This is a genomic window from Clostridium coskatii (assembly GCF_001675205.1).
GTDB classification, from domain to species: domain Bacteria; phylum Bacillota; class Clostridia; order Clostridiales; family Clostridiaceae; genus Clostridium_B; species Clostridium_B ljungdahlii.
Map to the genome: position 1 here is coordinate 159,636 of NZ_LROR01000054.1, position 19,239 is coordinate 178,874.

General features: G+C 31.4%; 19 protein-coding genes. 12 read left to right on the top strand and 7 right to left on the bottom strand.

Translation table 11 applies throughout. The annotated features are described in order from the left end of the window. Nucleotides 1–73 precede the first annotated feature (73 nt). The gene (locus CLCOS_RS13285) at nucleotides 74–1,483 is read right to left on the bottom strand and encodes a sodium:solute symporter (protein WP_013238052.1); all 1,410 of its coding nucleotides are present in this window, start codon (nucleotides 1,481–1,483) and stop codon (nucleotides 74–76) included. A gap of 344 nt (nucleotides 1,484–1,827) precedes the next feature. Here CLCOS_RS13285 and CLCOS_RS13290 point away from each other — a divergent pair, with 344 nt between their 5' ends. Genes CLCOS_RS13290 through CLCOS_RS13300 form a run of 3 tightly spaced genes read left to right on the top strand, consistent with a single transcriptional unit; the run spans nucleotide 1,828 to nucleotide 5,014 of the window. Beyond that, nucleotides 1,828–2,625 (top strand): electron transfer flavoprotein subunit beta/FixA family protein, encoded by a 798-nt coding sequence (locus CLCOS_RS13290; RefSeq protein ID WP_013238053.1) that lies wholly within the window; start codon nucleotides 1,828–1,830, stop codon nucleotides 2,623–2,625. A 12-nt stretch (nucleotides 2,626–2,637) separates the two neighbouring features. Further along, the gene (locus tag CLCOS_RS13295; RefSeq protein WP_063600251.1) at nucleotides 2,638–3,615 is read left to right on the top strand and encodes an electron transfer flavoprotein subunit alpha/FixB family protein; all 978 of its coding nucleotides are present in this window, start codon (nucleotides 2,638–2,640) and stop codon (nucleotides 3,613–3,615) included. A 13-nt stretch (nucleotides 3,616–3,628) separates the two neighbouring features. Continuing rightward, complete coding sequence (locus tag CLCOS_RS13300) at nucleotides 3,629–5,014, top strand: FAD-binding oxidoreductase (RefSeq protein ID WP_063600252.1); 1,386 nt, start codon at nucleotides 3,629–3,631, stop codon at nucleotides 5,012–5,014. A 173-nt stretch (nucleotides 5,015–5,187) separates the two neighbouring features. Here the strand turns inward: CLCOS_RS13300 and CLCOS_RS13305 are convergent, their stop codons facing one another. From CLCOS_RS13305 to CLCOS_RS13315, 3 genes are all read right to left on the bottom strand, one after another. Then, entirely contained in the window at nucleotides 5,188–5,889 is a 702-nt protein-coding gene (locus tag CLCOS_RS13305) for a FadR/GntR family transcriptional regulator (protein ID WP_063600253.1), read from the bottom strand. A 177-nt stretch (nucleotides 5,890–6,066) separates the two neighbouring features. Then, nucleotides 6,067–6,636, bottom strand: a complete 570-nt coding sequence (locus tag CLCOS_RS13310) for a DUF6143 family protein (protein ID WP_063600254.1) — start codon at nucleotides 6,634–6,636, stop codon at nucleotides 6,067–6,069. A gap of 22 nt (nucleotides 6,637–6,658) precedes the next feature. After that, nucleotides 6,659–7,225 (bottom strand): DUF6143 family protein, encoded by a 567-nt coding sequence (locus CLCOS_RS13315; RefSeq protein WP_063600255.1) that lies wholly within the window; start codon nucleotides 7,223–7,225, stop codon nucleotides 6,659–6,661. Between the two features lie 275 nt (nucleotides 7,226–7,500). On the opposite strand from CLCOS_RS13315, the gene CLCOS_RS13320 reads away from it, so the two are divergent. From CLCOS_RS13320 to CLCOS_RS13355, 8 genes are all read left to right on the top strand, one after another. Continuing rightward, nucleotides 7,501–9,423, top strand: coding sequence for an OPT family oligopeptide transporter (locus CLCOS_RS13320; protein WP_063600256.1), 1,923 nt, complete (start codon nucleotides 7,501–7,503; stop codon nucleotides 9,421–9,423). Continuing rightward, the gene (locus tag CLCOS_RS13325; RefSeq protein WP_063600257.1) at nucleotides 9,413–9,760 is read left to right on the top strand and encodes a PqqD family protein; all 348 of its coding nucleotides are present in this window, start codon (nucleotides 9,413–9,415) and stop codon (nucleotides 9,758–9,760) included. Before CLCOS_RS13320 ends, CLCOS_RS13325 begins: the two co-directional genes overlap by 11 nt. A 198-nt stretch (nucleotides 9,761–9,958) precedes the next feature. After that, nucleotides 9,959–10,195 (top strand): FeoA family protein, encoded by a 237-nt coding sequence (locus CLCOS_RS13330; RefSeq protein ID WP_063554457.1) that lies wholly within the window; start codon nucleotides 9,959–9,961, stop codon nucleotides 10,193–10,195. A gap of 24 nt (nucleotides 10,196–10,219) precedes the next feature. Continuing rightward, nucleotides 10,220–10,453, top strand: a complete 234-nt coding sequence (locus CLCOS_RS13335; RefSeq protein WP_013238062.1) for a FeoA family protein — start codon at nucleotides 10,220–10,222, stop codon at nucleotides 10,451–10,453. A gap of 24 nt (nucleotides 10,454–10,477) precedes the next feature. After that, a complete protein-coding gene (gene feoB, locus CLCOS_RS13340) occupies nucleotides 10,478–12,520 on the top strand; it encodes a ferrous iron transport protein B (protein ID WP_063600258.1) in 2,043 nt (680 codons plus the stop codon). Nucleotides 12,521–12,583: 63 nt separating this feature from the next. Continuing rightward, nucleotides 12,584–12,862: a winged helix-turn-helix transcriptional regulator gene (locus CLCOS_RS13345; RefSeq protein WP_063600259.1), complete on the top strand. Its 279-nt coding sequence runs from the start codon at nucleotides 12,584–12,586 to the stop codon at nucleotides 12,860–12,862. A 63-nt stretch (nucleotides 12,863–12,925) separates the two neighbouring features. Continuing rightward, complete coding sequence (locus CLCOS_RS13350; RefSeq protein ID WP_063600260.1) at nucleotides 12,926–13,354, top strand: flavodoxin; 429 nt, start codon at nucleotides 12,926–12,928, stop codon at nucleotides 13,352–13,354. Nucleotides 13,355–13,382: 28 nt separating this feature from the next. Further along, a complete protein-coding gene (locus tag CLCOS_RS13355) occupies nucleotides 13,383–13,988 on the top strand; it encodes a DUF3793 family protein (protein WP_063600261.1) in 606 nt (201 codons plus the stop codon). Nucleotides 13,989–14,229: 241 nt separating this feature from the next. Here the strand turns inward: CLCOS_RS13355 and CLCOS_RS13360 are convergent, their stop codons facing one another. After that, a complete protein-coding gene (locus CLCOS_RS13360) occupies nucleotides 14,230–15,447 on the bottom strand; it encodes a nucleotide disphospho-sugar-binding domain-containing protein (RefSeq protein WP_063600262.1) in 1,218 nt (405 codons plus the stop codon). A gap of 16 nt (nucleotides 15,448–15,463) precedes the next feature. Continuing rightward, nucleotides 15,464–16,075, bottom strand: coding sequence for a TetR/AcrR family transcriptional regulator (locus CLCOS_RS13365; RefSeq protein ID WP_013238075.1), 612 nt, complete (start codon nucleotides 16,073–16,075; stop codon nucleotides 15,464–15,466). Between the two features lie 143 nt (nucleotides 16,076–16,218). On the opposite strand from CLCOS_RS13365, the gene CLCOS_RS13370 reads away from it, so the two are divergent. Further along, nucleotides 16,219–17,991, top strand: coding sequence for a methyl-accepting chemotaxis protein (locus CLCOS_RS13370; protein WP_063600263.1), 1,773 nt, complete (start codon nucleotides 16,219–16,221; stop codon nucleotides 17,989–17,991). Between the two features lie 73 nt (nucleotides 17,992–18,064). On the opposite strand, the gene CLCOS_RS13375 is transcribed toward CLCOS_RS13370, so the two are convergent. Then, the gene (locus tag CLCOS_RS13375; RefSeq protein WP_063600264.1) at nucleotides 18,065–19,225 is read right to left on the bottom strand and encodes a MerR family transcriptional regulator; all 1,161 of its coding nucleotides are present in this window, start codon (nucleotides 19,223–19,225) and stop codon (nucleotides 18,065–18,067) included. Nucleotides 19,226–19,239 lie beyond the last annotated feature (14 nt).

Here is a 19,239-nt window from a genome sequence, read left to right on the forward strand (position 1 = left end):
TAAAAAATCAACTTATACGGAGTATAAGTTGATTTTTCGTTTAGAATCACTATAGATAAAAAATCAATATTTATTAAGCAATGTTTTCTTCTTTGTCGATAGCAGATTCAACTTTATTTTTATCTATTGAATTAACAATTATATATGCAAGTAATCCTACAATTATACCAAAGATTATTGGATAATTAGAGTCAACTCCATATTTAAAAAAGGTTCCAGAAACTACTATAGTACTTAAAAATAATGATACAAGGCCTGCTTTTGGACTGAACTTTTTAAGCACAAATGCAGCAAGTACAGGTACGAATACACATCCTGACAGATAAGCATAGGCCATATCCAGTGCTGTAAGTACATCTTGAATCAAAAATGCTATTATCATAACTCCAATTCCAATTAAACAAGCAAAAAGTCTATTAATTACAATTGATTTCTTTTCATCAGGATTTTTATTAATAAAACGAGTATACACATCATTGTAAAGTATAGTAGAAGATGCAAGGATAGAACCACTGGCAACTGACATTGTAGCAGCCATAGCAGCAGCTATAACAAACCCTTTAAGTCCAATTGGCAGGAATAAAGAAACTCCTGAAACAAAGGCGTTTTGAGGATCTTTTAATGATGGTAAAGCTATGTATACACACATACCTAGTAAAATAGCAGCAGCTCCATATATCATACTGTAAAATCCAGCTAAAATAGTTCCTCTTTTAGCAATTTTTCCATTTCTTGCTGTAAAAATACGCTGCCATATATCCTGTCCAATTATTAAACCAGGGATATACATTAGAAGATACATTACAATACTATCATATCCTATACCTGTTATACTAAGATGTGATTGAGGCACTGATGTTAAGATGTGGTGAATACCGCCCATTTTTACTATAGCAAATATAGGGATTAATATAACAATACCAAGAGTTTTTATGACAAATTGGATGATATCTGTCATGGAAACAGACCACATTCCTCCTATAAAGGTATAAAATATTACAATTCCACCGCCAACTAGCATAGAAATTTGTGTATTCCAGCCCATTATACCGCTTATTATTGCTCCAACAGATACAACTTGTACAACACTCATCATCATTGTATATACGAATGTAAGTAATGAACTAAATATTCTTGCAGATTTACCATAGTTATTTTCTATAACTTCATTAATACTAAGTGCTTTCATTTTTGAAAGCTTGGAGGAAACTAAAAATCCAAGGGCTATTAAGCCTAAGCCTAAACTTCCTGCTAACCAAATACCAGATACACCAAACGTATATCCTAATTTTGCACCTCCTACTGTTGCTGCACCGCCTATTGCAAGGGCAGCCATGCATCCAAAAAACATTGGAAATCCTAGTCTTCTACCAGCTACTAGATAATCTTCCTTTGTTTTTGTAAATTTTGTTGAAATGATACCAATACTTATCATTACAATAAAGTATAAAATAATAATACCGTAATCAAATGTAGTTAACATTTAATAACCTCCTTTAAGTTTATCTATACTTAACAGATTTTTAAATATAATTTTTGAATATTTATTAAAAAAGTTTATAACCTGTTAGTACTAAATTTTTCATGTACATAATCATTTAATATTAATATCAAATTTAGTGATCTTGAGAATATGTCGCTATTTGAAATATAAAATAACATTATTTGAAACGACGTTTCTTGATATAATATTATCACTTATAAAATTAAAATCAATATAAATATACAAATTTTTATTATTTTTTTTGCATAATAATTCATACTTAATATTGACTTAGTGATCTCTTAATGATAATCTACGTGGTAAGACCACTAGGAGGAGTATTTATGAAGATAATTGTACTTATAAAAGAAGTTCCAGATATGGAAAAAGTAAGATTTGACAGTGAAAAAGGTGTTGTGGACAGGTCATCTGCTGAAGCTGAAATCAACCCCTTTGATCTAAATGCCCTGCAGGAGGCAGTTAATTTAAAAAACAAATTTGGAGGAGAGATAACTGTTATTACTATGGGGCTTCCAAGATCAGAAAAATCACTAAGAGATGCCTATGCTAGAGGTGCAGACAGGGGAATTCTTTTAACGGATAGAAAATTTGGTGGAGCTGATACATGGGCAACAGCCAATACCATTGCCGCTGAAATTAGAAAAATAAAGGATTATGATCTTATTATTTGCGGTGAGAAATCTGTTGATGGGGATACAGCTCAAGTTGGGGCAGAAGTAGCTGAATTTTTAAATATACCCCATGCTTATTATGTTGAAAAAGTTAATGCTGTTTCAAGAAGTGAAATTGAAGTAACCATTGAAAATATTTGTGGAAAAAAACAAAATAGAAAAATGAAAATACCAGCACTAATAAGTGTAACTAAGAATATCAATTATCCTGAGTTACCTTTATTAGAAAGGAAACTTGAATCATTAAAAATTGAAATAGAAAAATGTTCTTTAGAAAACCTTTATGGTTATATAAAAGAGGAAGAAGCAGGTTTTAACGGTTCTAAGACTAAAGTTGTTAAAATAGCGGTACCAAAGGAAGTAAAGCGCGAAAGTAAAATTTATAAAGGCAATTTAAATTGTTATATGAAAGATGTAATTCATATGATGAAAGACAAAAATATAATATGAGGTGGTGACAACATGAAAGATTATAAGGGTATTCTCATTTATGTGGAACAAAATGAAGGCATTATACACAAAGTAAGTTATGAACTCATTAATAAAGCAAAGGAACTCTGCAAACAGAGTAATTCACCTCTATACTGTCTGGTTCTTGGAGATGAAGGCATAGATGTTAAAGAGCTGAATTACTGCGGAGCAGATAAAGTATTTTACATGAAAGATGGATGTTTTGAAAATCCGGAAGAATATCTGTTTAAGGAGAACATAGTTAAATTTGTGAAAGAATACAAACCAGAAACAATATTGATAGGCGCTACTAATTTTGGACGTTCTCTTGCACCTAGAATTGCAGCAGCTTTGAAAATAGGGCTTACGGCAGATTGTACGGATTTAAAAATGGATGAAGATGGAAAAGTTATACAAGTTAGGCCAGCCTTTAGTAATAATATCTTTGCTCATATAAAATCCAAAGGCTTTCCCCAAATGGCTACAGTGAGGTACAAAGAATTTAATGAGGCAGAGAGAAATGAAAAAAGGGACATAAATGTTTCAGTAATAGAACCTTATGTTAGGTCATATGACAAAGTAAGCTGGATACAGAAGTTTAAGGAAGAAAATTTTGATATTACAGAAGCAGAAGTTGTAGTTGCTGCTGGCAGGGGAATTAAAAAAGCAGAAGATTTACATATGCTTCATAAACTTGCCTCATTACTTGGCGGCGAAATTGGAGCATCAAGGGCTCTTGTAGATACAGGAATGATTGGAAGTACCCATCAAATAGGCTACAGTGGAAACAGGGTAAAACCAAAGCTTTACATAGCCTGTGGTATATCCGGTGCTCCACAGCATATAGCAGGTATGAAGGAATCAGAAGTTATTGTTGCCATTAACAGTGATCCTTCTGCACCCATATTTAATATTGCAGACTACGGATATGTAGGAGATTTATATGAAGTTATTCCGAAAATGATTGAAAAAATAAACTCAAGTAAATAAAGGAGGCTTGGTGATGGAACAAGGAACAATTGATTATTTAATAAATACTGTTGGCAGCGACTTTGTAATAACAAATTCTGAGCAAAAGTTATCTTATATGTATGATGAAATAGAACATAATGTAAGACCTAAGGTAAATATGGACTCGATAGTTGTAAAGCCGCTTAATTCAAAGGAAATATCTGAAATTGTAAAATATGCAGGTGAAAACAAAATTCCTATTGTAGTACACGGTGGTGGGACAGGACTCTGTGGAGGTGTTAGTCCAATAAAAGAAAGTATTGTAATTTCAATGGAAAGAATGAATAAAATCGTTGAAATAGATGAGAAAAATATGATGGCAGTAGTTGAAGCAGGTGTTACACTGGCTCAGCTGATTGAAGAATTGGAAAAGCACAGCGGAATATGTTTTCCTGTGCACCCTGGAGACGAGGGAGCACAAATGGGAGGTATGGTTGCAACCAATGCAGGCGGAGCAAGAGCTGTAAAGCACGGTATTATGAGAAATCATATAAAAGGTATTGAAGTAGTTCTCCCAAATGGTGAAATACTAAACCTTGGAGGGAAATTACTTAAGGATAATACAGGATATAACCTTTTACAATTGATTATGGGAAGTGAAGGAACTCTTGCCATTATAACAAAGATTACTTTTAGATTGTATCCTGAAGATAAGTTTACGGCTTCCATAGTGCTAGCTTTTGAAAATATAAGTGATGCCTCAAATGCAGTTCTCGAAATTATGAAAAATGGAGTTGCTCCACTTGCAGTAGAATATCAGGACAGATATTTAAATGTAAAATCTGCCGAAATACTTGGACTTCACTGGCCTCTTGATAAGGGCATGGCTGATCTTCTTATTATTTTATCAGAGAAAAGTGAGGAAGCACTATACGCTTCCTGCCAAATAATTAATAATGTATGCAAGAAATATAATGCAAGTAAAGCTGTATTTGCAGGTACTAAAAAGGAGCAGGCTGAAATGCTTGCCATAAGAAGCGGCAGTTATGAAGTAATAAAGGAGAATATTGCCTATTCCTTTGATATGGCAGTTCCGGCAGGATATATGCCTGATTTTTTAAATGATTTGTGGAAGCTTGTGGATTCCTACGGTACAAAGTCTTATATAACAGCACATTTGGCTGATGGAAATGTACATAATGATATTTATATGGTGGATGGTAAAAATCCTGAATATCTAGAAGAACTTAAAATGAAAATGTACAAACTCTGCTTTAAATATGGCGGTACTTTAACCGGCGAGCACGGCATAGGAAAGTTAAGAATAAGGGATTTAACTTTTCAGAAGTCGAAAGCAGAAATTGAGCTTATGAAAAGCATAAAAAGGGTATTTGACCCGAATAATATTCTCAATCCAGGTACAGTGCTGGAAATGTAACTGTAAAATTATAGAGTTTCTAATTTAAAGTTAGATTTATATACATTAATAGATTATTAGTAATTGAAAATTATGTTTAAGTTAAGAATTAATAATGAAAAATTAATAGTGAAGGATGATTTTTAGCCGTCGCAAAAAATCTATATTAACTATTAATTCATAACTATTAATTCTTAATTCATTTTCTTAAGCAATTCCATATCTATTTTTTTAAGATGATTCTTTAAAGCCTCTTCGGCACCATTGGGGTTGTGGCTTTCTATAGCTCTAAGGATGCATAAGTGTTCTTCGTATATATTAGGTATAGATTTTTCTTCGTATATTGAAATATTCACGGTTTTGTCAATAAAAATATCCATTAAGTAGGAAAGACTGTTCCATGTAGTGATAAATAATTCATTACCTGACAATTTAATGATTTCATAGTGGAATTCTTTATCAAATTCTGCTTTTTTACTTTCATCATTTTCATTTATCATGTTTTTATATATTTTATACAATTTTTTTATGTCTTGTTTTGAGGCATTTTTGGCAGTAGCTTTTACAGAGGAAGATTCCAGGACTTCTCTAAGATCAAATAAGTCTTCAATACTCCCATTGCTCAATTTAAAGGATATGGACAGCGGCTTATAGTAACTGTCATTAATATTGTTAGATATAAAGTTTCCCTGACCATGCTTCCTTTCGATTAAGCCAATTATCTCGAGAGCTTTTAAAGCTTCTCTTAAAGCTGGACGTCCAACCTTCCATATTTCTGTTAGTTGTCTTTCAGGCGGTAATTTATCGCCAATTTTCAATTCATCATGTAATATCATATTTTGTATTTTTTCAATAATAGATTGAACTACATTTTTATTTTCAGTGCTTTCAGACATAGTAACTCCTTTGCATATTTAAGTCTATATAATGTTATCATAACTGGGTCAGAAATTGAAGTGTATGCTGAAGATGTATGTGATGAGAAGTTTAAAGTTAGGGCAATTTCAAATGAAATTGAATAAGAATCCTGTTAATAAACATCAGGTGGAGTTTAAAACTCCGCCTGATGTTTACTAACATATTATTTTTTCTTCCCACCATGTATAATCTACAGTTGCTGCAGCAGACTGATTAGGAGTTTCAGGGTTTGATAAGAAAATTAGAAATGATCCTCCAGGAGGAAATATAAACTTTCCCACTTCCTCATCACCAACTGTAACGTCTGGAAGAGCTCTTCTAACGAAAGCTTTTTTACCTCCAAGGGGCTCATTAATTACATTAATTGCCTCAAATAATCCTATTTTGGGTTTAGGCGGTGGACAAAGAGCTGTATTGCCAGGAATTACTGTTGTAACTCTTATTGCATTTCCTGATGGCTGACTATTAAACCATATTTGGGCTCTTATTGATGATTTTCCTGTATTTGAAACCTGCCAAGAATAAACATGTAAGTTAACACCTGAATTATTAGGATTGAATAAACCTGCCCATGCACTTTTACCATTCCCAAATTCTAGTTCATCTGTAGCCCCAACAAAATATTTTCCTTGAAGTGATAGATACAAAGCATATGGCATACTGGCTACTTGAGTTATTGGATTTGCTAAAAGAACTGATTTTTTGTTGTTATTGCAGCTTCCCATTTGAGATAATGCCTCCTATTCTCTATTTGATTTCTTGAATTTTTTCTTCCGACCATCCAAAAGCGACTCGACCTTCTCCAATTTCATTTGATTCTTCTAAATTTGACAAGGAAATAATAAATGATCCTCCTGGTGGAAATATAAATTTACCAACTTCTTCACTTGCAATTGTAACTTCCGGAGTAACTTTCCTTGTAAATACATTGTCTCCATCATAGGGCTCATTAAGTGCATTATTTGCTTGAAGTAAATTTACTCTTGGTATTGGTAATGGCTTAAGAGCAGTATTGGAAGGTGTCACCAATTCTGATTTAACAGGCTCACCAGATGGTTCTGCATTAAACCATATCCGCGCTGTTAATGGCGACTTTCCCACATTTGTAACAGTCCAAACATATATATGAAGATTTACTCTAGAATTAACTGGATTTACTAATCCTGCCCATGCTATATTTTTATCTTGAAATTTCATATCATCTGTATATCCTACAAAGTACTTTCCTTGAAGTGATAAATATAAAGCATAAGGCATATCAGCCACTTGAGTTATTGGATTGGGCAAAAGAATTGAATTTTTATAATTTTCCACTTTTATCACGTCTCCTATTAAGGTATTTTCTTATGAAAAATACACTTCTTAGTCATATAATATTTGTACTATATAAGTTTTGTGAGAGCATGTCCAATAAAAACATTATGAATAATTTGTTATCGTTGATCATAAATAGCATCACTATTGCAAGTTAAAAGCCATTTTAATTTATTTAATAAACAAATCTTTTTATTTATAAAAATTTAAAAGTGCATTTTTGACATCAATTATGCTATAATTATGATTGTAAAATATAAAAGGAGGTAAATATAATGAATAAAAAGTTATCTAAAGATGCATATGGCGGCGTAGCTGGTAAAGACTATGTTCCTTACATATCCGATGGCTCTAAATCTGGTGGAAATGTTGCTGTATTAACAATCGGTATTATTCTAGCTGTACTATTTGCAGCATCTACTGCCTATTCAGGTATGAAATCAGGGCTTACAGTTGCTGCTGGTATACCTGGATCTATAATAGGATCTGTATTTATAGCTATATTTGCTAAAAAGAAAGGTATCCTTGGCAAAAATTTGGTTCAAGGTATGTCAAGTGGTGGAGAATCAATTGCTAGTGGTATGATATTTGTTTTACCTGCAATAATTTTAATAGGTTCAAAATTTTCTTTCTTGGAAGGCTTTGTTGTTGGTGTAGGAGGAGTTTTATTTGGAATAGGAATAGCTTCTCTTGTTTACAATTATTTAATAATTGAAGAACATGGTAAATTAATGTACCCTGAGTCAATGGCCATATCTGAAACACTTGTTGCTTCAGAAGGTGCTAAAGAATCAGTAAAGTATATGGGAATAGGCTTTGGAATAGGTGGTATTATAACTGTTTTTACTAGTTCATTCTTAAATGTAGCTAATGATGTTATAAGCTATGTAAACGAGTCTTTTTATAAGTGGAAATTTGAAGTTGAAGCTAACCCTCTATTATTAGGTATAGGATTTATAGTTGGCATAGATGTTTCCTTAACTATGTTTGCTGGTTCTATATTATCTAACTTTGCTGTTACACCTTTAATAGGTTATTTCGTTTCTCTTGGAAAAGGCGGTGCAACTGTATGGAATAATTCACATGTTGCTTTAAGTGCCATGCAAGTTAAGGATATAACAGGCAGTTATGTAAAATATATCGGAGCAGGTATGATGCTTTCTGGCGGTTTTATAGGTGCTATAAAACTTATACCAACTATAGTATCTTCTGTAAAGGAAACTCTTGGTGCCAAGTCTTCAAAGGGTTCTGGTAGTTCATCTGCTGAAAATTTAATATTATTTGGTGGTATAATAATAGGATTCGTAGGTGGCTTCATGATATCTGGTGGTAATATACTAATGGCAATAATTGCTTCTATTTTATCACTGTTGTTGTCAATGCTATTTGTTATAGTTTCTGGTCGTTTAACTGGTACTATAGGAACTTCAAATCTTCCTGTATCCGGTATGACTATAGCTTCTATAGTTATTGTAACATTATTATTTGTTACAATGGGATGGAAAAGTTCTGTAAATAACAGATCTTTACTTTTATTTGGTACATTTATAGTTACCGCTATATCTGCAGCTGGTGGTTACTGTCAATCACAAAAAGTTACTTTCCTAATTGGTGGTGACAAAAATGAAATGCAAAAATACTTTACTATAGCTGGTATAGTTGGTGCTGCAGTAGTTACTGGTGTTATACTATTACTTTCAAGTCAACTTGCAATGACTGGTGATAACGTACCATTTGCATTACCTCAAGCTAATCTAATGTCAACATTAACGGGTGGTATAATGTCAGGTAGTTTGCCTTGGGTTATGATAATTGTTGGTATTGTTATGGGAGTTACTTTATTCTTATTAAAACTTCCGGTAATGACAATTGCAATAGGATTCTATTTGCCAATATCTACAAATGCCATAATATTGATAGGTGCATTTGTTCGTCTATTTGTAGAAAAGACTTCTAAAAGTGAAAAACAAAAAGAATCCAGAGTTTCTAATGGTATAAGTTTATCTTCTGGACTCGTTGCTGGTGGTTCCATAATAGGACTTGTAGGCATAATACTTATAAATGTATTAAAAGTTGTAAAAGTAGGTGAACCGAGTGGATTTGCTGCTTCTAATGGAATGGGATATGTAGTATTAGCAGCGTTAATAATAGCTTCCATAATACCTATAATGAAGAGTAAGGAAAAAAATGCCGAATAACAACGAAGAGGTATTAAATATAATATTTAAAATCTCTGATAATTTAGAATATGAGGTAGATGAAGACAGCATTGTGACTATACTTGAAAAACAAGATCATAAGATTCAAAAGTTCTTTAGAAAAATTAAATTTAGAATTCCAGAATACAAAAAAATTACTCTGGACGAATATTCAAGTTATGTGTTTTTACAGATAGATGGAAAGAAAACTGTAAAAGCTATTGGAGAAAATTTAGAAGCAAAGTATGGTGATAAAGTTGATCCGCTTTATGAAAGATTGTTGTTATTTTTAAATCATATCAATGTTAATTGTCACTATATAGAAAAAATAAATTAATTATAAAAGATGGCACTATGTGATAGCTGCCATCTTTATTTTTATGGATTTTTATCAACTTCAAATAGAATATATAAGCAAGTATGCTATTGACATATTTAGAGAAAAGTAATAAGATTATATCAGTTGATTATGATTATCAATATCAATTGCAAAAACTGTACGTAAAAATTTTACTATTTTTAGGAGAGTGATATTATGGCCAATAGTATAGGACTTAATGAAGTTAAAATTAAATCAAGAGTTAAGGTAGTTCAAATATTACCTGAAAGTAAAGTAAGAAAAAAAATTATGGACATGGGTATTGTAAGAGGAACCGAAATTATTGTGGCAGGAAAAGCACCCATGGGTGATCCAATAGAACTTCAGGTTAGAGGATACAGCTTAAGTTTAAGAAAAAATGAAGCAAAAGATATTTTAGTAGAGCTAGTATAAAAAATTTGTTAGGAGGTGATTCATATGATTGAAAGCAATATGCCGTTAAATGCTGTTTCAATGGGGAGAAGCGCCGAAATAAAAGATGTAGTTGGCAGTGAAATTATGTGCAAGAAGCTTATGGAAATGGGACTTAGTAAAGGAACTATAATTAAAATAATGAATAATGACATAGGACATTTGGTAGTAAAACTTGGTGAAACCAGGCTTGTACTTGGGCGTTCAATGGCACAAAAAGTTATGGTTAGAGAAGTTTAAAGTTAATATATTGGAGGCTTGATAATGAATAAAAATTTGGTTATTGCTTTAGCGGGCAATCCTAACTGCGGTAAAACTAGTTTATTTAATGAACTTACAGGCTCAAGACAGCATGTAGGGAATTGGCCGGGTGTTACAGTTGAGAAAAAAGAGGGAAAATTAAAATTTCAAGGTAGAGATATAACAGTAGTTGATTTGCCAGGAACGTATAGTTTAGGGTCATATTCAGAGGATGAAGTTGTAGCTCGTGATTTTATACTTAAAGAAAAACCTGATGTAGTTATTAATGTAGTAGATTCCTGCAATCTTGAAAGAAATTTATATCTTACGATGCAGATTCTTGAAACTGGAGCTAAAGTAGTTTTAGCACTTAATATGATGGATGAAGCTAAAAATAAAGATATAAAAATCGATGCGAAAAAATTATCCAGTGCTATTGGAATACCAGCAGTTCCAACAGTAGCAACTAAAGGTCAGGGAATAAATGGGTTAATAAGTGAAGCTGTTAAGCTTGGAGATTTAAAAGAGTATAATTTATATAAAATTGATTATGGTGCTGAAGTAGAAAGAGAAACAGGAAAAATAGAACTTGCTTTTTCAGAAGCAGCTGCAGCTCTTGAATATCCATCTTCCTGGACAGCATTAAAGCTTATAGAAAATGATGAATATATAAATAAATATGTGGGTGAGAAAGTAAAAGCAAATGAAATAAAGAAACAGGTTCAAAATAGTATAGAAAAAATTACTAAGTCTATTGGCTATGAGCCGGATGCTTTTATAATTGACAAAAGGTATGAAAAGATAAGCAGTGTTGTTAAAGATAGTGTAAAGAAAAATACAGTTGTTAAAGAAACTGTTTCGGATAAAATAGATAAAGTAATTACTAATAAATGGCTTGGAATACCTATATTTGCACTTATAATGTTTGGTGTTTATCAGATTTCAATAGGTCTTGGTAATGGCCCACTTGCTGATTTAGTAAATGACTGGATAGGTAAGTTTGGAGCTAGCGTGGATTTTGGACTTCAACATATAGGGGCACCTGAACTTTTGGGCGATTTTATTAGGGATGGTATTTTTGGTGGTGTTGGTTCAGTACTTGGATTTATGCCTATGATTTTGATAATGTTTTTCTTAATATCCCTTCTGGAAGACAGCGGATATATGGCAAGAGCTGCTTATGTAATGGACAGGCTCATGAATGCAGTTGGGCTCCATGGTAAAACAGCAGTATCACTTATAATTGGATCAGGTTGTAATGTTGCAGGAATAATGTCGGCAAGAACTCTTGAAAACAAGAAGGATAGAATGATAGCTATTTTAATAAGTCCTTTCATTTCATGTCCGGCAAGGCTTGAAATTTATGGATTATTTATTGGAGCATTCTTTGCAAACAAAACAGTAGGTATATTTAGTGAAGGCGGACTTATTGTATTTATACTCTATGCTTTAGGTATTGCAGTTGCAATATTGATGGGGAAATTTTTTAGTTCAAAAGTATTTAAAGGTGAAAATTCATATTTTGTTATGGAATTACCTCCATATCGTATACCAACTCTTAAAGGAATTTTAATTCATATGTGGGAAAAATCAAGTCACTTTTTAAAGAAGGCAGGAACCGTTATTTTAGTTGTATGTATAGTTGTTTGGATTCTTACTAATTTACCAGCAGGTGCACCACAAGACAAAACTATATTAGCAAGATTAGGATCATTAATAGCTCCTATATTTAAACCAGCAGGTTTTGGAACATGGCAGGCAGGAGTTGCACTTATTACAGGATTTGCAGCTAAAGAAGCCGTTGTTGGTACTTTTGGAACAATTTATGGAGTAGAGGAAGGAGTACATCTCTTCCATGCAATACAAAATACTTTTACACCGCTTACAGCAATGTCATTTATGGTAATGTGCCTTTTATATGTACCATGTGTTGCAACTATAGGAGCAGTAAAAAGTGAAACAAATTCAAGTAAATGGACATGGGCAGCAGTAGGGTATACTTGTGCAATTGGATGGATATGTGCAGTAATAGTATACCAGGTAGGAAGATTGATGGGATTTGTTTAAATTACACTTTTAATGAGAATGAATATTAATATCATTAAAAAGAAATACGAAAGGATGATTTTTATGATTATGAAAATTTTGAAGAGACTTTCAAAAGGAGGATTGTATTCAAATAAAATTATGGCTAAAGAACTTGGAATAGATGAAAGCATGGTAGAACAAATGATATCCCAGCTTGAAAGACTTGGATATATAAAGCGAGATAATATGAATGCTTCATCAGGTTGTGATTGTGGGTGCTGCGATTCAAAAAAGAAAAAAAGTTGCTGCAGTGGTAAAGACAATATAAGCATAGATTTGTGGAAGCTTACGGAGAAGGGAAAAGCAGTAGTTGCTGGATAAAAATTGCTTTTATATTGATAATGATAGTCAACAAATAAAACTGATTATAAGGAGGATTAAGTTATGAAAAAAATATCAATTATTTATTGGAGTGGTACAGGAAATACTGAGACTATGGCAAAAGCAATACGAGAAGGAGCCAAAAGTGAAAATATAGATGTTAAACTTGTTGGTGTAGGCGAAGCAAGTGTAGAAGATGTGTCAGGTGCAGATATTGCTGTCTTTGGATGCCCTGCAATGGGTGATGAACAGCTTGAAGAAAATGAAATGGAACCATTTATAAAATCTATTTTACATGATATTAAAGATAAAGATATTGCTCTATTTGGTTCATATGGTTGGGGTAGTGGAGATTGGATGACTAACTGGGAAGAGCAGATGAAGGAGTACGGAGCAAATCTCGTAGAAGAAAGCCTTATAATAAATGAAGAACCGGATGATGATGAACTAGAAAAATGTAAAAAACTGGGTGAAAGATTAGCAGAAAAATAAAAATTTTTAAATATAGGGGAGGTTATTTATGAGTAGAGAACAAGTAGATAAATTTTTTAATATAATTAATGAGTATAATGATTTTGAATACTTATTGTATGTGATAATATGCCATTGTGCTCCAACTTTAAAAAGACAAAAAATAGCCTCCCTCATTATATTTAGTGATAATGGAAGAAAGCTAAATTTAATATGGGAAAAATATAAGGATAGAATAAAAGAAAATTTAAGGATTAGTTTTTTTGAATTGCGCAGGAATAAAAAAAATATAACAGTATTATTCTATAACGATAAAATGTTGGAGACAAGTATAAAGTGTCAAAAAAATATAGATTTTCTAAATAGGTTTGGATATACAAATGAAATGGATCTTAACCAATGTTTATGTCATTTAAGTAAAAGGTTTCAGAAAATATGTCCACACGAGATAGGCGTATTTCTAGGGTACCCTATAGAAGATGTAATAACATTTGTAGATTGCCCTAGTATAAAGTGTAAGATGATAGGCTATTGGAAGGTTTACCATGATGTAGAAAATGCTAAAGCTATTTTTAATAGCTATGATTTAATAAAGAAAAAAATAAGGTGGCTTATTCTTAAGGGATATAAGCCTACTCAATTAATACATGATTGAAGAAGTTACTGCTACTATAGAAGAGCTTACATCTAAGGTTGTGGTTTTAAATGGAGTTGCAAACAAAATGTAAATAATATGATGATTGGTAAAAGTGATTTTAAAGTTTATTTTATGTGACGTTTTGACTCAGTTTTATGGAGGCTGCTGAAAAAATCACTTTTATAGCAAAATTGAAACACAATTATACGTCTTATAAGATGTGATTTTTGAAAAAGCAGCCTCGTTTGATAATATGAATTTAATAATTTAATATAAAATCTGCAGCTTTAGCTGCACCTCCCAAGCTTTTTATTTTATCTGAATATATTTTAAGATTTTGTTTAAATGTATTATCTTTAATAATTTTTGTACACGTTTTTAAAAGAAATTCTTTATTGAAATTATATATACCAGGATTTAATGCACAACCTATTTCAGAAGCCTTCTCAGCATTAAAGTAGCGTTCAAAATGTTTCCCAGGAAAAATAATTGCAGGTACTTCATTTTCAATGCATTGTACTGTTGTATTTTGACCACCATGATGAATAGCAATATTTGCTATTTTTAGGACTTTGTCTGATGGAACCATATTCATAAAGTGTACATTTCCAGTATTAGAGTTTATACTACCCTTAAATCTAGGGTTTCCTCCTGCTGTAACTATAACATCGAATTCTGAACCTAGGAAAGTATCTAAAATTATTTTTTGGTATATATCTGGAGTTATTGCTCCTGCACTTAAATACACATATATTAATGGACGCTTTTTTTCAAAATTGAAGTTGGATTTTATAAAATTTTTAGGTATTATTGAGCCTAAAAATATATATTTTGAACTGTCTTTTAAATCCTCAAGCTCAGGTATGCTTGGAACAAAAATTTTATTGGAATTATAATCTTGATTAAGCTCACATATATTTTTGATAGTTTTTAAATTTAAAGTTTTTAGAAGCTCATTATAATATTCAGCATATATTTCATCAGCTTTATTAGAAAATCCAAAATAACAGAAATCTGTTTTACCTGGAGTACCGCCAGTACAAAAATATGGTATGTCCATTTTCTTTGCAACTATAGGCATCACAGTTTCAAATTCTCCGAATATTAGATCTGGCTTAAAATTTTGCACTAGTGTCATTTCTTCTTTAAAGGTATTTTGTACATATTCCTTGGAAATAAGGCCTTTAAATCTTATTACATCACATAAGCTGCTAATAGAAAATTTATGTGCGTGTGAACTTTCTTTAACAGTATTATAATTTTTTTGCTGCCATAATTTTGGTATAGGTGGCTTATATCCTTGTATAACCTTATATCCACAGGCTGCGGCATAGTCTGCTTCTCTTCCTGCAGCTCTAAATAGTATGCTGCAGTCTAGCTGCTTTTTTTTAATTTCGTCTGCTATAGCAATTAATCTGGTTATACTACCCAAAGCTTCAATAGAGGCTATTCCTGGTGTAAACAATATTTTTTTCAAATTAAACATCTCCTAATTAAATTTTATTTATTCCATTTATGAAAAGGTCTATAAACGTACTAATTTTACACTTTAGTTCCTCATCAGAAAGTTTTTCTCTTAAAAAGAGTTCATGAAAAAAAACAAAATTGAAAAAAGCACTATATATGAATTCTGCTGCAGATTCTGTATTAACTTTTCTGAAGTAACCTTTATTTATACCTGAAATTATATAGTTTTCTAGAGGACCATTTAAATTTGGAGCTGATTTTTCAAGTAGAGAAAGATCTGGCCTGTTTCCGGATTTATCCATAGCATAGAGATAATGAAACTCTAACATGTTTCTTTCGGTAACATTTTTATAGAAGAATATAAAATAATCTATGAGTTCATTTCGATAATTTTCACTTGCTTCTTTGGGAATTCCTAAAATTTCTACTGAAGTGAAAATTTTAGAATATATAGCTTCAATTATTTTCTTCTTATTAGGGAAAATGCAGTATATCATAGTTTCACTAATTCCAATAGCATTTGCAATATCTTTGGCGGTAAAACTATACCCCTTTTTTAACATAAGTTCTTTTCCAATGCTTACAATTTGTTCTGCTCTTTCTTCACGGCTCATCCTTGATTTTGAATTACTTTTCAATTTTATCCTCCTGTAATCTAAATGTTTATTACTTAGTAAGTACTTAGTAAGTATAGAGCAGCTATTTTTTATTGTCAAGTAAGGGGAGTTATATTGACTTGTTGATTTTATTATATCAATTTATATGTGAAAGAGGTGTTGACATGAAAAAAATAAGACATAAAATTTTACTAACATTTTTGATTACTTCTTCATTATTTATTATACTTGCTGGAGTATATAATATAAATAATCTTATCCAAGTGGATAAAAGTGAAATATCAACTCTACGCACCACATTGTTTGATGACTATAATAAAATGATAAAAAATGAAGTAGAAACAGCTGAGAGTGTTTTGAATACATATTATGATTTATATAAAGAAGGAAAATTAAGTCAAGAAGAAGCAAAAAAAGCTATTAAGAATTTGAGATACAATAAAAATGGATATTTTTGGATTGATGATACAAATGGAATACTTGTGGCACATCCTATGCAGCCTAAAGAAGAAGGAACAAATCGAATTAATGTTAAAGATTCAAATGGTACTGAATTGATGAAAGAAATTATAAGTGCAGCAAGAGATGATAAAAATTCCGGATATACAAATTTTATGTGGAATAAGCCGCAGAAAACTGGAACTAATAAATTGGTTCCTAAAAGAGTATATTCCAAGTTGTTTAAGCCTTGGAATTGGATTATAAGCACTGGAAATTATGTTGATGATATTAATTCAGTTATTAATTCAAAAAATGAAGAACTTAGGAATAATTTATATAGGAATATTAATACTGCAGTAGCTTTTATCGTTGTTTCATTACTTATGGTTTTCTTAATTTCCGTAGTTCTAAGCAAAAAAATATCTGATCCTATTGTTAAATTGGTAAAAGCCTTTAAAAAAGATAAAAATGGACAAATTAATATGCAGGAAATTAAACTGAATTCCAGGGATGAAATTGGTTTGTTGGCGGATACGTTAAATGAAATGTCGTCACAAGTTAAAAGTTTTGTGAGAGGAGTTGTTTTAGAAGCTAAGAAGGTTCATGGTAGTACTGATGCTGTAAATGAAGATTTATATTCTTTGAATTTAAAAATACAAGAAATATCTAAAATAATTGGGGAGTTATCTGCAGATGTTGAAGAAACAGCATCATCAACGGAAGAAATAAATATTGTTTCAGGAGAAATAGAAAGATCAGTAGAAAATATAGCTGATAAAGCAGAGGATGGAGCTGTGTCAGCTGGCAAGATAAGTACTAAAGCAATTACTTTGAAAGAAAATTCTATTAAGCTTAAAAATGAAGCAAATGAAACATGCTTAAAAATTAGAAACATGATGAGTGAAGCATTGGAGAAAATAAAAGAGACTGAAAAAATTAAAACATTAACTGGTGTAATTTCAGATATATCTTCTCAAACTAATTTGTTGGCTTTAAATGCGAGTATAGAATCTGCAAGGGCGGGAGAAGCAGGAAAAGGTTTTGCTGTTGTAGCTGAAGAAATAAGAAAACTAGCAGAAAATTCAAAAATGACTGTAAATGAGATACAGAATACGATTGATAGAACATCTGAAGCTGTAAATAATCTTGTGAATATTTCTACAAAAACATTGATATATATTGAGACAAAGGTCTTAAGTAGTTATGATGACACAGTTATAGTTGGAGAAAATTATGATAAGGATGCAGTATATGTTAACAATCTAGTATCAGATCTAAGTTCAACTTCAAAGCAACTTTTAACATCAATGAAAACTGTATCAGAGTCAATAAATGAAATAGCAGAAATAACTAATGAAGGTGCAGTAGGAACAAGTGAAGTTGTAGATAAGATATCAAAAATAGAAAATAACGCCAATAATGTGAAAAACGAAATGGATAATTTAGAAGAGAGTGTTGGGCATTTAAACAATCTTATATTAAAGTTTAAAATATAATTGAATTGTTTAAAGGGCTAAAATAATGGGCATAGTATATTTCTGTATATCCCATACCCATTTGATAAATTCACTACTTACTATTTTCAGAATAAAATTTTAGAGCTTCTCCAATAAATTTAGAGGCACCACTTTTGTGTTTTTTATCAAAAACTTTGATATACGCAGGCTTTGAATAAAGATCAGCCATAGTTCCCAAAAAGTTATCTCCCACATCTACGTTTAAAGCTTTATGCTGTTTTTTGTATGTATCTGCAATTTCAGAAACAATTTGTTGAATTTCTTTTGAAGAAGGATCTTTGCTTAAATCAGATGCAAGCTTTTCATATAGTTTCTCCAATTTAGGTTGATTATCTTTTAAATAAAATTTTAGAGCTTTTCCAATAAATTTACATGCACCGCTGCCATATTTTTTATCGAAGTCTTCTATCCACTCAGGATTTAATAAATAACTTTTTGACATATAGTACCAGCGATCGTCTCCCTTATCACCTTTAAAAATTTCATAATCCTTTTTAGCTGTATTTGTTATTTCTTCAGCAATTTGTTGAATCTCCTTTGAAGAAGAATCTTTACTTAGGTCAGATACAAGCTTTTTGTATAGTTCCTCTAATTTGGGATGATTATTTTCCAGGCAGTCTTTTTTAAATTTATCATATTGCTCTGCTATATTCTGCATAACACTATTGTTGAGGTTTTTCTTTGCAGCCTCAACATATCTTTCAATACTTCCATATTGCTTTATAGCGCTTTTAGCAATTTCAGCTTCATTAGCTTTCATTGTTTCAATCATTTCATCAAATTTATCTATACTACCCCAGTTTTTAATTACTCTATCTTTATTTTCTTTCTTGAATTCTTCTAATACATTATAATATTCACTCATGTCAAATTCTTTAAAACTCATTGTATTCGCTCCTTTTAAGGTTTTATTTATAAGCTCTATCAAACCATTTAATCTATCTCGTTTTAAAATGATTAGTTTCTTATGATTTTTTAGAGCTTCCATCTTATCGAAGTGAGGACTTGTTATGATTTCTCTAATTTCCTTTAGTGGTAAATCAAGTTCCTTAAAAAATAAAATCTGCTGCAGAGTTTCAAGAGCTTCATCGTCATAAAGCCTATAACCTGCTTCTGTCAATTTAGTTGGTTTTAATAATCCAATTTTATCGTAGTGGTGCAGCATACGCACACTTATTCTTGTTAAATCAGAAACCTGTTTTACTGTTCTCATAACTTCACCTCAAA